11 protein-coding genes are annotated in these 14,273 nt (G+C 27.9%); 2 read left to right on the top strand and 9 right to left on the bottom strand.

The features are described 5' to 3' along the window. The first annotated feature begins 9 nt into the window (after positions 1–9). On the top strand, positions 10–1,017 hold the full coding sequence (gene ribD, locus ACH5BK_RS07580) for a bifunctional diaminohydroxyphosphoribosylaminopyrimidine deaminase/5-amino-6-(5-phosphoribosylamino)uracil reductase RibD (protein ID WP_404306045.1): 1,008 nt from the start codon (positions 10–12) through the stop codon (positions 1,015–1,017). 49 nt (positions 1,018–1,066) lie between these two features. On the opposite strand, the gene ACH5BK_RS07575 is transcribed toward ribD, so the two are convergent. From ACH5BK_RS07575 to pheS, 8 genes are all read right to left on the bottom strand, one after another. Beyond that, on the bottom strand, positions 1,067–3,262 hold the full coding sequence (locus tag ACH5BK_RS07575; protein WP_404306043.1) for a methyl-accepting chemotaxis protein: 2,196 nt from the start codon (positions 3,260–3,262) through the stop codon (positions 1,067–1,069). 124 nt (positions 3,263–3,386) lie between these two features. After that, on the bottom strand, positions 3,387–3,947 hold the full coding sequence (efp, locus tag ACH5BK_RS07570; RefSeq protein WP_404306041.1) for an elongation factor P: 561 nt from the start codon (positions 3,945–3,947) through the stop codon (positions 3,387–3,389). Positions 3,948–3,955: 8 nt separating this feature from the next. Beyond that, the gene (gene serA, locus ACH5BK_RS07565) at positions 3,956–5,539 is read right to left on the bottom strand and encodes a phosphoglycerate dehydrogenase (protein ID WP_404306039.1); all 1,584 of its coding nucleotides are present in this window, start codon (positions 5,537–5,539) and stop codon (positions 3,956–3,958) included. A gap of 12 nt (positions 5,540–5,551) precedes the next feature. Next, the gene (locus ACH5BK_RS07560) at positions 5,552–7,207 is read right to left on the bottom strand and encodes a 30S ribosomal protein S1 (protein ID WP_404306037.1); all 1,656 of its coding nucleotides are present in this window, start codon (positions 7,205–7,207) and stop codon (positions 5,552–5,554) included. Between the two features lie 66 nt (positions 7,208–7,273). Next, positions 7,274–8,110: a 4-hydroxy-3-methylbut-2-enyl diphosphate reductase gene (locus ACH5BK_RS07555; protein ID WP_404306035.1), complete on the bottom strand. Its 837-nt coding sequence runs from the start codon at positions 8,108–8,110 to the stop codon at positions 7,274–7,276. Between the two features lie 77 nt (positions 8,111–8,187). Beyond that, positions 8,188–9,465 (bottom strand): 3-phosphoshikimate 1-carboxyvinyltransferase, encoded by a 1,278-nt coding sequence (gene aroA / locus ACH5BK_RS07550; protein ID WP_404306033.1) that lies wholly within the window; start codon positions 9,463–9,465, stop codon positions 8,188–8,190. Positions 9,466–9,481: 16 nt separating this feature from the next. Further along, a complete protein-coding gene (gene pheT, locus ACH5BK_RS07545) occupies positions 9,482–11,803 on the bottom strand; it encodes a phenylalanine--tRNA ligase subunit beta (RefSeq protein ID WP_404306031.1) in 2,322 nt (773 codons plus the stop codon). Further along, a complete protein-coding gene (pheS, locus tag ACH5BK_RS07540) occupies positions 11,800–12,792 on the bottom strand; it encodes a phenylalanine--tRNA ligase subunit alpha (RefSeq protein WP_404306029.1) in 993 nt (330 codons plus the stop codon). Before pheS ends, pheT begins: the two co-directional genes overlap by 4 nt. Before the next feature lie 126 nt (positions 12,793–12,918). Here pheS and ACH5BK_RS07535 point away from each other — a divergent pair, with 126 nt between their 5' ends. Further along, positions 12,919–13,263: a histidine triad nucleotide-binding protein gene (locus tag ACH5BK_RS07535; RefSeq protein ID WP_404306026.1), complete on the top strand. Its 345-nt coding sequence runs from the start codon at positions 12,919–12,921 to the stop codon at positions 13,261–13,263. Positions 13,264–13,295: 32 nt separating this feature from the next. On the opposite strand, the gene accA is transcribed toward ACH5BK_RS07535, so the two are convergent. Further along, entirely contained in the window at positions 13,296–14,234 is a 939-nt protein-coding gene (gene accA / locus ACH5BK_RS07530; protein WP_404306025.1) for an acetyl-CoA carboxylase carboxyl transferase subunit alpha, read from the bottom strand. Positions 14,235–14,273: the final 39 nt, after the last annotated feature.

Raw genomic sequence — 14,273 nt, 5'->3', positions numbered from 1 at the left:
GGATTAAAAATGAAAATAAACGACAAATTTTTTATGAAATTAGCTATTGATGAAGCTTGGAAATATCAATTTTTAACTTACCCAAATCCAGCAGTAGGGTGTGTCATAGTAAAAGGTGATACAGAAATTTTAGCTATAGAAGCCCACAAAGAAGCTGGAGAAGCCCATGCAGAAGTAAATGCTTTAAAAGAGGCCTTTCTTAAATACTATCCAAATGACTTATTAAAAACGAAAATTAGTTCAAATGATATACATGAATATTTAATAAAAAACCATAAAGGTTTTTTTAATGATTGTAAAGTTTATGTAACATTAGAACCTTGTAATCATATAGGTAAAACACCTGCTTGTGCAAATTTATTAAAAGAATTAAAACCTAAAAAAGTTATAGTAGCACATGAAGATTTAAATAAAAAGGCTAGAGGTGGATGTGAGACATTAAAAGCGGTTAATATCTATGTAAGTATTGGATGTATGAAAAAAGAAGCTTATGAGCTTTTATATCCATTTTTAAAGTGGAATAGTGGTACATTTATATTTTATAAAATGGCGCAAACTTTAAATGGTTCTATTGATGGAGCAATTTCTTCAAATAATGCTAAGGCCTATGTACATACTTTAAGAGATAAAATTGATTTAATGCTTATTGGAGGAAATACTGTAAGAATTGATAAACCTACCTTAGATGCTAGGTATATTGCAGGTAAAGCACCAGATATAATGATATATAGTAAAAATAAAGTTTTTGATACAAATATCCCTTTATTTAAAATTCCAAATAGAAAAGTTCATATAAGTAACGATTTATTTAAATTACTTGATTATAATTTTGTCATGGTTGAAGGAACATATAATTTGTTAGATATTTTAAAAGATAGACTTGATTATATTGTTTTATTAGTAAACCCTAAAATTAGAAAAGGCCATAATGCTTTAAATGATATTGACATAGATTTCCAAATTGTTCATGAGAACTATATTGGGGAAGAAAAAATCATGTTTTTAAAAAGAAAATAAAAAATAGAGATTTGAATCTTTATAATATTTTATAAAGATTCAAATTGTATCAGTGTTTAAATTTTTTTTCATTTACATCTTCTAAAATTTTGGCTGCAATTGAAGATGTGTTATTTGCTACTAAATTACTTTGCATAGCCATTGAAGCATTTTCTTGTGTTTGTTTGTCAAGACTATTTATGGCATTATTGATTTGCTCAATACCTAGTAATTGTTCTTTTGAAGATGTTTCAATATCTTTTATTAAATCTATAGTTTTTCCTATTGATGTATTTAAGTCTCTATATCCTTCAATCATAGTATTTGAAATAGTTTTACCTTCACTAGTTTTTTGTGTTGCATTTTCAACTAAATCTTTAATTTCTTTTGCTGCTTCTGCACTTCTACTTGCTAGGTTTCTTACTTCTTGTGCAACTACTGCAAAACCTTTTCCTGCTTCACCTGCTGTTGCTGCTTCTACTGCTGCATTCAGTGATAAAATATTTGTTTGAAATGCAATTTGATCAATAACTGAAATAGCATCATTTATAGCAATTACTTGATTATTTATCTCTTCCATTGAAGTTGTAGTTTCAAGGGCAAGTTTTTCTCCTGAAGAAGATGAATCTTTTAAATCATTAGTATAAGATGACATTTGAATAATATTATTTGTATTTGATCTAATATTAGATGTAATTTCTTCTACAGCAGCTGATGTTTCTTCTAAAGATGAAGCCGCTTGTGTTGAAGAATGATTTAATTCTTGAACATATTGTGACAGTTGTGTTGATGAATCTTTTAGACTTAAACCATTTTTCTCATTATCTTGTAACATTGAATTAATTAGATTAATAACATTGTTAATAGCAATAGATATCTTACCAGTATTGTCATCAATTAATTGTGTAAAATCGTTCTTTGACAATCTATCTAAAGCTTCTAATATTAAATTTATATCTTTCCCTACATTATTTGATAATGAATTTAGCATTTCATTAAGGTTTAATCTTAATTCTTCTAAGTTTTCATCATCAACTTTTTCAGTAATTTTTTTGTTTAGATAACCTTGTTTAACATCTTTTACTGTATCTTGAACAATTTCAATAAAATGGCTATTTTTTTCTAAATTATTTTTAGCATTAATAATATTTTCATTTACTACTTTTGCCATTTTCCCTAACTCATCTTTACTATCATTTGTAAGTAATGTAACTTCTTTTGTTTCTTTATTTAAAAAACTAAAAAATGAAATAAGTCCATTTTCAAATGAATTAAATTCTCTTTTAATATACCTTGCAACAAAATATGAGATTATTAATAAAATTAAAATAGAAGTTATACTAATTGCAAGAGTTAAATATTCAATCATTCCATCTATACTTTTTACATTTGAATTATAACTTTGGTCAATTTTTTTATTCATATCTGTTAGATATATACCTGATATTATAATCCAATTCCATTGTTTAAATAGTTTTCCAATTGCTAATTTTTCATTAAGTTGTTTAGTTTTAGGATTATAAAAGACATAAGGTACATAAGTAATTCCATTTTTACTTTTTGCTAAAGTATCTATAATTTGCTTTCTATATGCTCTTCCTTTTTTATCTTTATGTGTTAAATCCCATTGTTTACCAAATCTTTTAAATTTTGATCCATCAACAACATACCATGCAGTATTATCATCTTTTAACTCTACACCATAAAAATATCCGTTCCCTAAGAACCTTAAATCTGATAATACTTTTGCAGCTTGTTTTTTATATTTATTTTCTACATCAGAAATATTTGCTTTTATATTTATAGTTATATTTAAAGCTTCTATATAAAATGAGGAAATATAAGATTTATTATTATTGCTTAGGGAGTTGATTATATTTTTTCCATTTTGAAAATAAATATCTTTTTCATTACTAATATATTTTTCTAAAATTGATATAATTTCAGTAGATGTATAATTATTCCTTTCAATATTTAATTCTTTTATAACATTAATTGCTTTATTTTTATCATCTTCAAGTTCATTGATAATTGAATTTTGAGTACTTTTATCTAAATAGTATTTAATAGAACTTTCTGCTAACTGAGAATAAGCATTTAGTTCTTCTTTTGCCGTATCATAGATTATTTTTGTAAAGTCATTTTTTTGGTTCTGTGCTAGATTTTTTGACTCAAGATTAATAATAATTAAAGAAATTAAAAAAGTTGAGATGATAGAAATAGCAACTATTGTAAGTATTTTATTTTTAATAGATAAGTTTTTCATTATAATCCTTTTGCGGATTATACCCAAAAGAAACTAAAACTAAAAAGTAATAAAATAATTTAAGTGTGATTTAATAATTAAGGTAGGTCTTTATTTCAAAACTTGAAATAAAGACCTAAAAGTTTTACTTAACTTTTTCTAAATATTCACCTGTTCTTGTGTCACATTTTATAATGTCACCTTCGATTAAGTGAAATGGAATTTGTACAACAGCACCTGATTCTAATGTTGCAGGTTTTCTACCACCTTGAGAATCACCTTTAAAGTTAGGTGGAGTTTCTACAATTTTTAATTCAACAGTCATTGGAGGTTCAACTGTAATTGCTTTACCATTGAAGAACATCATATCAACATTCATCCCATCAATAATCCATTTTTCAGCATCACCTACTTGCTCGTAAGTTAAACCAATTTGTTCATACGTGTTAGTATCCATGAATTGAAGCATTTCACCATCATCATATAAAAACTGCATTTGATTTTGTTGTAAATCAGGAGTTTCACACTTATCACCTGCATGGAAAGTTTTTTCAATTACTTTACCATTTAAAAATGATTTGATTTTACATCTTACAAAAGCTGCACCTTTACCAGGTTTAACATGTTGATACTCAGTAATTTTATAAGGGATACCATCTAATTCAATTTTCATCCCTTTTTTTAATTCACTCATTCCAATTGCCATAACTACTCCTAAATTTCAGCATAAGAAACAGAAATAGCTGCTTCAAGCTCTTCAAGTTTACTTATTGTATTTGAACAAACTTTTTCATCAACTAAGATAACAGCTAAAGCGCCATCTTTACCTCTTGATAATCTAAAGTCTGCAATATTAATATTATTTTGTGCTAAGATTGAACCTACTTGTCCAATTACACCTGGTACATCATTATTTCTCATAATAATCATTTTACCTTTTGGTTCAATGTCTAATGAGAAGTTATTGATATCAATAATTCTTTGTACATCTTCATTAAATACAGTTCCACATATTGTTTGAACTCCATTTGAAGTTGTGATTTTTACTGATACTTTATTTTGATATCCACTATGTGCAGAGAATTCAGAAGCTGTAAGTTCAATTCCTTTTTCTTCTGCTATAAAATTTGCATTTACATAATTGATTTCATCACCAGATGATACTGATAACGCGCCAACAGTTGCAAAAGTTTGTAATGAATCTAAGTATTCTGAAATTTGTCCTTCAGCTGATACATTGATAGATCTAATTTCACTTTTATCATTTTGTGCAATTAAAAATGCCATTTTTTGAGTTAATTCAATATACGGTTTTACAAAAGTAGGAATTTTACTTTCATCAATAGGTAAATTTAAAGCATTTGGATATGCAATTCCTCTTGCTGATTCAATTGCATTTTCTGCTGCTTGAGTAGCAATTTTCTTTTGTGATTCTTTTGTATTTGCACCTAAATGTGCTGTTACAGTTACATTTGGTAAATCTAATAATGGATGGTCAGTTGCTGGCTCTTTGATGAATACATCAATTCCTGCCATAGCAATTTTCCCAGATTTTAAATTGTTGTAAAGTGCTTCTTCATTGTATAAACCACCTCTTGCACAGTTTATTAAAATAACACCATCTTTCATTTTAGCAATTTGCTCTTCACCAATCATATCAAGTGTTTCTTGATTTTTAGGTGTATGAATTGTAATTATGTCACAATCTAAAATATCATCAAAATTAGTTGTGTATGAAATACCTAAATCAGTTGCTTTTGTTGAAGGAATGTATGGGTCGTATGTTACTACGTCCATTTCAAATGATTTAGCTCTTAATGCAACTCTATGTCCAATGTTACCAAATCCAATAACACCAAGTTTTTTACCATAAAGTTCATTTCCATACCAATCTTCTCTTTTCCAGATTCTATCTTGTTTTAATTGGTTGTGAGCATAAGGGAATTTTCTCATACAAGATAACATGTGTGCCATTGTTAATTCAACAGCTGCTATTGTATTTGCAGTAGGAACATTCATTGCGATAATTCCTCTTTTACTACATCCTTCAATATCAACATTATCATACCCAACACCAGCTCTAATGATAGCTTTTAAGTTTTGTGCTGCATCTAAAAATTTTTCATCTACATCAGTAGATGATCTAGTGATCACTACTTCTGCGTCTTTTATTACATTTAAAAGTTCTGTTTTATCTACATCTGCTGCATATACATAGTTTACATCTTCTGTATTTTGTAAGATATTTAAACCATCTTCATGTATATGATCACAAACAACGATTGTGTGCTTACTCATTTTAAATAAATCCTAGTTTTTGATTTGATCTTTTAGTAAATCACCTAAAGTCATAGTTGAATCATCATTAACTGCTTTTAGAACTTCTCTTTCTTGTTGTTGTTCTAATCTTTTAACAGATAATCTAACTCTATTTCTTTTAGTGTCTATATTTACTACTACTGCTTCGATTTCATCACCATTTTTTACTTCTTCTGCATTTAATGGTCCAAAGTCTTCATTTCTAATAAGTCCATCTAAGTTATCATCTAATTTGATAAAAATACCAAAGTCTTTAGCATCTTTAACTGCACCTTTTACGATATCACCGATTTTATGTGCATTTTGGAATTTTTTAGCTGGAGATTCCGCAATTTCTTTAATTGATAATGAAATATTTTCTTTTTCTCTATCAATTTTAATGATTTTAACTTCTACTTCATCACCTTTTTTGAACATTGTTTTACATTTTGCATTTGACTCCCAAGAAGCCTCTTCATTATGTAATAAACCATCTACTTCACCAATTGTTACAAATGCACCAAAATCAGTTAATGTAGCAATGTTTCCAGTAATTACATCTCCAACTTTGTGTTCTTTAGTAAATTTAGTAAAAGGTTTTTCTTGTAAGTTCTTTAAAGATACTCTTAATCTTTTTTTATCAACGTCTAATTCAATAACTTCAACATTAACTTCTTCACCTAAAGTTAATAATTCTTTTGGATTTTTAACGTTTTTGTTCCATGAGATTTCAGAAATATGTAATAAACCTTCGATGTCGTTACCTAAATCAACGAATGCACCATAAGATTCAAAGTTAGAAACTGTTACAGTAATTGTATCACCAACTTCTAATTCGTCTTTAATTTCTTCCCATGGATTTGCTAATGCAGCTTTGATTGATAATGATAAGTGTTGTTTAGCTTTATCATAAGATAGTACAATAACAGTAACTTCGTCACCTTCATTGTAATAATTTGCAGGATTTACAGGACCTTTGTAAGAGATTTCATTGTAGTTTACTAAACCATCAATTCCACCTAAATCTACAAACATACCATAAGAAGTGATTTTTTTAATGATACCATTAATTGGTTCACCACTTTCTAAGATTTCAGCTACTTTTGTATCTTTTTCAGCTTTTGCTTCTTCAATTAATTTTTTTCTAGAAACAATGATTGAGTTTTGTGCAGTATTAACTTTTAATACTTTTGCTTTAACTTTTTTACCAATTGCTCCATGAGCTTTTAAGTAAGATTGAGCCATTGGCATGAAGTATTCACAACCTTCTTCATCTTCAATGATAAATCCACCTCTGTTTTTAACAGAAATTACTTTACCTTCAATTGTTACATCTTCAACATTTTCACCATGTTTAGCTACAAATGCATCAAATTTTTCTTTTTGTAATACTTTTTTATGAGAGATATTTGGTCTTTCACCTCTATTTCCCATTAACATTACAGGGATTGTATCACCCTCTTTATATTTAACTTCGCCACCAATTGTAATGTCAGAAATATTTAACTGACCTTCAATTTTTTGACCAACATCAACAAGAACTCTCTCTCCAGAGATTTCAACAATTACACCATTTACTACAGAATTATTCTCAGCATTCTCGAAAGACTCGTTAAGCATTTGCTCAAAATCAAAGTCTTCACCTAAATCAATATCTTCGATACCCATTTTATTCCTTCATATTTACCGTTTTAATTAAATGGGACTATTATACAGAAATGATGCTTAAATTTTCTAGTTAAAATCCTCTATTTTATTTACTACTTCTTGTATAATCCAATCAGGAGTGCTAGCTCCTGCTGTTACTCCACATAGTTTTTTATTAATAAACCATTCTGCTTTTATTTCTTGATGGTTTTCAATTAAGTAAGAATCTTCACAATTTTCTTTACAAATAGAGTGTAATTGTTTAGTATTTGAAGAGTTTTTTCCTCCAATTACTACCATTACATCAACTTCTTTTGATAAATCTCTTGCTGCATCTTGATTTTCAAAAGTTGCATCACAAATTGTATTAAAAACTCTAACTTCTTTGTTTCTTAAAATAAGGTAATTTACAATTTCTAAGTATTTTTCTTTTTTCTTTGTTGTTTGAGCTACAGTCGCAATTTTATTATTTTTGAACTTTAAATTTTTAATTTCATCTATTTCTAAAATAACATGAACATCGTCTTGATCTTCTCCATAAGATTTTACACCTTTTACTTCTGGATGTGATGAGTCTCCAAATATAAGAATTGAATAACCTTCTTTTGACATTTTTTTTACAATTTGCTGTGGCGTAGTTACAAATGGACATGTAGCATTTATTACTTTTGCTTTTTGTGCTTTTAAATCTTTTAAGTCATTTTTTGGGATACCATGGGTTCTAATAATTACAGTATCTTCATCTTTTACTTCTTTTAGATTTTGATATAAACCTACATTAAAATCATTTTTTAATCTATTGATTTCATCTTGGTTATGAATAAGTGGACCCATTGTTGCAGAATTTTCATAGGATTCTGCTATTTTGATAGCCCTTTTTACACCAAAACAAAAACCATAACTTGATGCTAATTTTACTTTCATTTTTATCCTTAAAAATAGCCTAGAATTAGACTATATTATTTACTATTTATTAAGAACTATACCTAAGAATAATATTCTTAATATAATGAGTCAAGTATCTCTTTAAAATTAGGGAATGAAGTTTCAATACAAGCTGTGTCATTGATTTGCATATCACATAAAGTTCCAGCAATTGCAAAACTCATTGCAATTCTATGGTCTCCATGTGAATCAATATTAGCAGCTTTCATTTCTCCACCAATTATTTCATATCCATCTTCATATTCAGTATAGTTAACACCACATTTTTCTAGGTTTGTTACTACTGATTTAATTCTATCTGATTCTTTTACTCTAAGTTCTTTTGCATTTTTTACTAATGATTTTCCATTTGCAACTGACATAGCAATTGAAAGTGCTGGAAGTTCATCTATTAACCAAGAGATATTTTCTGAAACTTCTACACCATTTAATTCTTTGTGTTTAATTTCAATATCTCCTATAGGTTCATAAATATTCTCTTTTTCAACAAAGTTTACCTCTGCACCCATTCTTTGAAGTACTTTATATGCTTCAACTCTTGTAGGGTTTAATGTAACATTTTTAATTACAACTGAGCTATTTGGTGTAATTGCAGCAGCTACTGCAAAAAAGAATCCAGATGATGGATCAGTTGGAACAGTTATATTTAATGGTTTTAAGTGTCCTTCTAAAGGATGAATATTTATAAACCCATCTTTATCATTTTCTAAAGTAGCTCCCATACCTTTTAACATTCTTTCTGTATGGTCACGTGTAAGTTCATTTTCTTTATATTTTGAAACTCCATTAGCCCTAAGAGCTGCTAATATCATGGCTGATTTAACTTGAGCTGAGTCAACTGGTGAGTGGTATGTGAATGGTTTTAACTCTTTTACTCCTCTAATAAATAAAGGAGCTTTATTTCCATTTTCTCTACCATCTATATTTGCACCAATTGATCTTAATGGATCTGCAACTCTTTTCATTGGTCTTGCATGAAGATATTTATCACCTGTTAAAGTAAAAGCCCCATCTATAGATGCAAGTAAACCACAAAATAGTCTCATAGCAGTTCCAGAATTTCCACAGTCTAAAACATTTAATGGCTCACTTAAAGTATCTGTTGGTGTAATTTCTATACTTGAACCATCTCTTTTTATTTTTGCACCTAATTGTTCTACTATACTTAAAGTATTTAGTGTATCCTCAGCTGTTAAATAGTTTTTGATATATGAAGTTTCATTAGAAAAAAGTGAAAACATAGCACATCTGTGCGATATTGATTTATCACTTGCTATTGAGTCAATCTCTACATTAAATGGCTTATTTAATCTTTTTATATTAAATGTATTCACTTTTTTCCTTTTTGTTTTATCTAATTGTTATTGATAACTTCTCTTCAAGTGCTTTTAAAACACTATCCATAGATTTTGTAATATCTTCTTCTTCTAAAGTTTTTTCATCATTTTGTAATACAAATCTAATTGTTAAACTCTCATTTTCACCTAATTTTTCGTCATTATATATATCAATTAAGTTAAATTGTTTAATATTTTTATCATTTATAGAATTAATTACATCTTTAATTTCTCTATATTTTAAAGATTTTGGAGCAATAATGCTTAAATCTTTTTTAGATGTTTGGAATTTAGAATATGTATCAACTTTTATTAATTCATTTGCTATTTCATCAAAGTTAATTTCTGCAATAAATGTATCATTTAAATCATAACCTTCTGCAACACTTGGATGAAGTTTAGAAATATATCCTACAATTTTACCATCAATAATAATGTTTGCATTTTGGTATGGATGAATAAAAGAATTTGAAATTTCTGTCATTTCTTCTAAATCAAATTTTCCAATAGTATTTAATATTTTTTTAGCAAAACTAAAGAAATCAATATTTGAAGGTTTTCCACTATTTGAAATATCTTCAAGCTCTTTTGCCCCTGTTTGAATAAAAGATATTTTTTTAGTTTCATTTCTTTGTTCATCAAATACTGTTCCAATTTCAAAAAATGCTGTTGATTTAGCTCCTGTTTTAAAGTTATTTGAACAAGCTTCAACTAGGTTAAGTAAAATAGTACTTCTAAAAGTATTTAATTCTTTTGCAATAGGATTTAAAATATCTAGTTTTTCATCAACTACTGGGAAGTTGTATTTTTCTAAATTTTCTCTTGAACTAAACACATAAGTTAATGTTTCAAAGAAACCATTTTCTATTGCTTTAAATCTAAGTTTATTTTTCTTTATTAAATCATTTGAAGTTTTATTTACTCTATTTACTTCATCAATTGCTAAAGGTTTAGATTTAATATTATCAATACCAATGATTCTTACAATTTCTTCTGTAATGTCCGCAATATTTTTAATATCATGTCTAAATAATGGAATTTTAACAGACAATATACCATTTGCACCATCTTTTACTTCAAATCCTAATGAATTTAGGATTCTTTCAATATCAAGCTTAGGAACTTCTTGTCCAATAATTGCATTTACTTTATTTACATCTACATCTAAAGTTATTTTTTCTTTATCTTCAATAAATGTTTCAGCACCTTTATAAATTAAAGCACCAAGTTTTGAAACTAATGTAGTAAAGTAATCTATTCCATATTGTACATCAGGCTCACTACCTCTTGATGATCTATAGTAAATGTCACCAGTTTTTATTTTTGTTTCAAAAACTTGTTTTGCTAAAAGTTCAGGATTTACATACGAAGCTTCAACAATAAAATTTAACTCATTTGGATCTATATCTTCATGGTTTATTGCAATTTTACTCAGTTGTTCTTTTCCATATACATTATCAAAACCTTTTTCATCTTTTTTGATATGTAAAACACTTAAATTATTTGTTGTATCAGCTTTATCTTTTGCATAAGCATTTAATATCACACCATTACAATGTGTTGTGTAAGAAAGTATATTTTGTATATCATTTTCTTCTTTATACTTTCCAATTGCTCCTACTCTTAGTTTTTGAACTAAAGGTAGTTTAAATTCAGCAAAATCTACAGCTTTATATATAAGTGAAGAATCAATACTACTATCACATTCTACTTCAAGTACTTGACCAATTCCTATTTCATTGTAGTTTACATTTTTTTCAAATTCATTTAAAGGGATATTATAAAATGCTGATAATTCTCTTGCTACACCATTTATACTTAAACAGTCACCTTTATTTGCTGTTAATTCAATCTCTATAATTTCATCATTAATTAGTTTGTATTCATTTAATTCTTTACCTAAAACTAATTCACCAATTGAATCATCAAGTACTAAAATACCATCATTAAGTTGTGGTAAACCAATTTCAGTAGAAGAACAAATCATACCATTTGACTCAACTCCTCTTAATTTTGCTTTTTTGATTTTAAAACCACCACCTAAGTTACAACCAACAGTTGCTACTGGTACATATTGTCCTGCATCTACATTTTTAGCACCACATACAATTTGAACTTGTTCATTTCCTAAATCAACTTGACAAATATTTAGTTTATCAGCATCTGGATGTTTTTCTTTTTGAGTTACTTTTCCAACAACAACTTTAGGAGCTATTAAAACTTTTTCTACACTATCAACTTCTAATCCAATTGAATTTAGTGTTTTACAAATATCATCAGTTGATATTTTTGATATATCTATAAATTCTTGTAACCAGTTTCTTGTAATAATCATTTAAATTGTCCTAATAATTTCATATCGCTTTCAAATAGTGATCTTAAATCCCCAATATTGTGAATTAACATTGCAAATCTTTCTACACCTAAACCAAAGGCATAACCTGATTTATTTTCATAACCAACAGCTTTAAATACGTTTTCATCAACAACTCCACAACCTAAAACTTCAAGCCATCCTGTGTGTGAACATACTCTACATCCATCACCTTTACAGAATACACATGAAATATCTACTTCTGCTGATGGTTCCGTAAATGGGAAGAAAGATGGTCTAAATCTAACATCAACATCACCAAACATATGATGTAAAAATTCAACTAATACGTGTTTTAAGTTAGCAAATGATACTTTGTCTTCATCATCAACTACTAATGCTTCTATTTGATGAAACATTGGAGTATGAGTAATATCAAAGTCTCTTCTAAATACAGTTCCTGGCGCTATCATTCTAATAGGAGTATTTTGACTCAGCATTGTTCTGATTTGAACAGGAGAAGTATGAGTTCTTAATAGAGTGTAGTCTTTATTATAAAAAGTATCTTGCATATCTCTTGCTGGATGGTACTTTGGTAAGTTTAATGCTTCAAAGTTATGAAAATCATCTTCAACAAGTGGTCCTTCTTCAACTGCAAAGTTAAGATTTTGGAAGTATGTAATAATTCTATTCATTGTTTCAACTACTGGATGAGTTGCTCCAGATGATAATTCATTATTGAATTTTGTTACATCAATTTTTTCTGCTTCTAATTTTTTATTTAACGCCTCTTTTTCCAAGATAACTTTTTTAGCTTCAATAGCTTCTGTTACTTGTGCTTTTTGCTTATTTAAATTTTGAGCAAAGGCTTTTTTCTCTTCATTTGGAATAGTTTTCATTTTTGCAAACTCTAAAGTTAAAACACCTTTTTTACCAAGTGTTTCTACCCTTAGGTTTTCTAAGTCATCAAGACAGTTTGCATTTTCAATTTTTTCAATCCACTCTTTCACTTACGCACTCCCTAAGTTATTGTATATTTTAATTTACTTATCATTTCTATAAATTGGAGATTATACTTAAAAATTTATTAGAGTTTGGTTATAATAATTTTAACTATTTTATTAGAAGGAAATATAATGTGCATTTTTTGTAAGATTGTAAAAGGTGAAATACCAAATCAAACTATTTTAGAAGATGAAGATTTTTTAGCATTTAATGATATTAATCCAGCAAGAAAAGTTCATGTTTTAGTTATCCCAAAAGAGCATTATGATTCTTTTGATGTAATTCCTCCAAAAATAATGACTAAAATGACTGAGTTTATTCATAAAGTTGCTTCAAAGTTAAATATAAAAGAGAGTGGATATAGATTAATTACAAATATAGGTGAACATGGGGGACAAGAAGTTTCCCATTTACATTTTCATATTTTAGCAGGTGAATATGTGGGTAGATTAGTAGGTGAACAAGTAAAAAGCTAAGAAGTTTAACTTCTTTGCTTTATAATTATTGTTTAGTTTTCTTGGAAAGAACCAAGTGCCATAAGTTTTTCGTATTTTTTTTGATATCTTTGAGCAGGAGTCATTGTCTTTAGTTCATCAATTGAACTAATAACATACTCTTTTAAAGCTTGAATTGCTTGCTCTTTTTGTCTATGAGCTCCAATTAATGGTTCATTTATTACATCATCAACTAAATTTAGTTCTTTTAAGTTTTCAGCTGTAATTCTAAGTGCATTTGCAGCAGTTTCAACTTTTGCTGGATCATTCCATAAAATAGCACTACATCCTTCTGGAGAAATTACTGCATATACAGAATATCTCATCATGGCAAGTTTATCAGCAACTGATATAGCTAAAGCTCCACCTGAACCACCTTCTCCAATTACAATAGAGATAGTTGGAGTTGTTAAATCTGCAAATTCAAAAAGATTTTTTGCAATTGCTTCTGATTGGTTCCTTTCTTCTGCTCCTATTCCTGGATATGCACCTGGTGTATCAACTAACATAACAATTGGAATTTGAAATTTTTCAGCTAATTTAGCAGCTCTTAGCGCTTTTCTATATCCCTCAGGGCTTGGCATACCAAAATTTCTATGTAATTTATTTTTAGTACCTCTACCTTTTTGTTCTCCAATAACCATTACTTTTTGTTTATCAATATAACCCAAGTAACAAACAATTGCTTTATCATCTACATAGTGTCTATCTCCATGTATTTCATAAGCATCAGTTAATAATTCATTGATATAGTCCATTGCGTATGGTCTATCTGGATGTCTTGCTAATTGAAGTTTTTGATAATCACTTAAGTTTTTAAAAGTTTTTTCTACTTCTTTTTCAAGTTTTTTCTCTAAGATTTCTACTGCATGCTCATCTGCTTTTGTTTTAGCTACAATAATATCTTCTTCAATTTTTTTGATTTTTTCTTCAAATTCTAAATAGGCTGCCAAATTATTACTCCCTTTAAAAAAAAAGAGCTAGGGTTACTA

The sequence above is a fragment of the Arcobacter sp. YIC-80 genome (assembly GCF_044841725.1).
Lineage (GTDB): Bacteria > Campylobacterota > Campylobacteria > Campylobacterales > Arcobacteraceae > Arcobacter_B.
Note: the sequence above shows the minus strand (reverse complement) of the source record. Positions and strands in the feature narration are given on the sequence as shown.